Source organism: Acetobacter sp. DsW_54, from assembly GCF_002153575.1.
GTDB classification, from domain to species: Bacteria; Pseudomonadota; Alphaproteobacteria; order Acetobacterales; family Acetobacteraceae; genus Acetobacter; species Acetobacter fabarum.
Map to the genome: position 1 here is coordinate 1 of NZ_JOPD01000025.1, position 2,264 is coordinate 2,264.

A 2,264-nucleotide genomic window follows, 5' to 3' on the forward strand; every position below is an offset into this window, starting at 1 on the left:
TTTAATCTTGAAGTTATAGAAGGAGGAAAATTATGAAAACTAACGAACGATTCCATATTACATGCCAAAATACATTTATAATTTCTCATTCAAACGACTTAGAAACTATGAAAATTTGGCAAAATCTTAAGAAATTACATGATGAAAATTTAGATGAATTTTTTGAATTTTCTATAGTGCGAGATAATGAAGTGCTTCTAGAGACACTTCGCCTTCCGAGTGATCCTTCACTCTACGAATGGTTTGTCGGTCAGCCAAATGTGCCATTGCCGACAAAAAAAGAAGCTTTCTGAATATATCTGAAGAAGGAGTTTCCTTCTTCAGCTTACGACAATTTGCTTGCAAATTGTGTAGTAAGTCCACCTTTTGAAGAAAGGGGGGCTAAAACACCATGTCAAAATTCGCCATTCTTCGGGTTCAAAAACTCAAATCGCCCAAGTCCGTCAGGGCGTCCATGAAGCACGCCTACCGAGAGCAGGATACGCCAAACGCTGACGCCACGAGAACGCCAGACAATGACCTGATCGGGCCGCAGAACGTCAAACAGGGCATGATCGCGTTCGAGAAGGCGCTACCTGAGAAGATCCGCAAGAACGCCGTCCAGTGCATCGAATACCTGGTCACGTCCTCACCTGGCGCGTTCGAGAACCGGAACGCTGACCAGGAGGCGTATTTGAACGAGGCGTTGCGCTGGATTCAGGAGCGGCACGGCAAGGACAACGTGATCGCTGCCATCATTCACCGGGACGAAAAAACGCCGCACCTGTCGGCCTACGTGGTGCCAAAAGACCCCGATACAGGCCGCCTGAATTGCCGCCGGTTCCTCGGTGGTGCCAAGGCCCTGAACGAGATGCAGACCGACTTTGCGCGAGTTGTGGGACGCCCTGTCGGACTGGAACGCGGCATCGAAGGAAGCAAGGCCACCCATACCAAGCTGAAAACCTACTACGGGGCGCTAGAACGGGACGCACCCGAGCACAAAAACCTGACCCCTGCCGACCTAGAACCGCAGGTGCTCAAGAAGGGGATTTTTACCCGTGTTGTGGAAGACCCTGAGCAGGTGGCAAAACGCATCAGTCAGACCGTTCAGCAGCATTATGAACCTGCCGTTCAGAGCGCCACAGTTGCCCGCACAGCGACCAAACGGGCCAAGGAAGACAGAGAGAGCCTGAAACAGCTTCAGAGCCGTCTGGAGCCTCTTGTGAAGGCTCTGAGGGATATTCCGACCCAATACCGGGAGAAGGTTATCGAGAGCTGCGTGAAACTGGCCCAACAGCTACGCCAGAAACTCCAAGATCAGGCGGTTGAGGCTCAACGGGAACGAGCCAGAGAAATTGGCCGGAATCGCTCGCGGGAGAATAGCCGAGGTCGGGGCCGCTGACCGTCCCATTCGCTCCTTCTTCCTGAGCAAATACTCTCTTGCACGGTTCTCGGATGTCGCCCGTTTATGCCGTGCATAATTACCCCCCCCTTTGGCGTAAAAACCGCAGTTTTCCACCGAAAAAAGAGAGAGACTACAGAGAGAGATTTTATCTTATTTATATCTAGGGTTTTACCGATCATCCTTTTCCCTTGGGGAACCGCCAAAAATGGCTTGCCATTAGGTCGCACCACGTGCGACCATAAAGTCGCACAGTGTGCGACCTATTCGGCACTCATACAGAGGTTTCCCACATGCGGAACATGACCCGTTTCAAGACCCCAAAAGATCGGCTTCGTGAAGATCAGGCCGAACAGGTTCGCCAAGCCCTTTTGCCGTTTTTTGACAATCCCGATTTTGACCATGATGCCCTTGGCCGGGTCATGGTCACCGTTCAACGCATTACTACCCCAGCCCCCGGAACAACGGAGCCGTTTGTTATGATCCGTCCCGCACAGAACCGTGCTGTCACCTTGTGGCTAATGAAGAACAGTAAACGTCCAATGAAGGCCGTGGACGTCTGGACGCTCTTGTTCGACCACCTGTTCCCACATACCGGACAGATCATGCTAACCCGCGAAGAAATCGCCGAAAAAGTCGGAATTCGGGTCAACGAAGTTACAGCCATCATGAATGAACTGGTGAAGTTCGGTGCGATTTTCTCCGAGCGCGAAAAGGTAGCCGGTATGCGAGGGCCGGGTCTTGTCCGCTACTACATGAACCGCCACGTTGCTGAAGTAGGTAGCCGTGCTACACAAGAAGAACTTTCTACAATACCAAAGCCGGGATTTAATCTTGAAGTTATAGAAGGAGGAAAATTATGAAAACTAACGAACGATTCCAT

General features: G+C 50.9%; 3 protein-coding genes. All 3 read left to right on the forward strand.

What is annotated here, in order from left to right; translation table 11 throughout:
• The first annotated feature begins 32 nt into the window (after positions 1–32).
• Positions 33–293: a hypothetical protein gene (locus tag HK20_RS12860; RefSeq protein WP_143296496.1), complete on the forward strand. Its 261-nt coding sequence runs from the start codon at positions 33–35 to the stop codon at positions 291–293.
• A gap of 98 nt (positions 294–391) precedes the next feature.
• Positions 392–1,381, forward strand: coding sequence for a MobV family relaxase (gene mobV / locus HK20_RS10150; protein ID WP_086646954.1), 990 nt, complete (start codon positions 392–394; stop codon positions 1,379–1,381).
• Positions 1,382–1,683: 302 nt separating this feature from the next.
• Entirely contained in the window at positions 1,684–2,244 is a 561-nt protein-coding gene (locus tag HK20_RS10155) for a hypothetical protein (RefSeq protein ID WP_233129173.1), read from the forward strand.
• Positions 2,245–2,264: the final 20 nt, after the last annotated feature.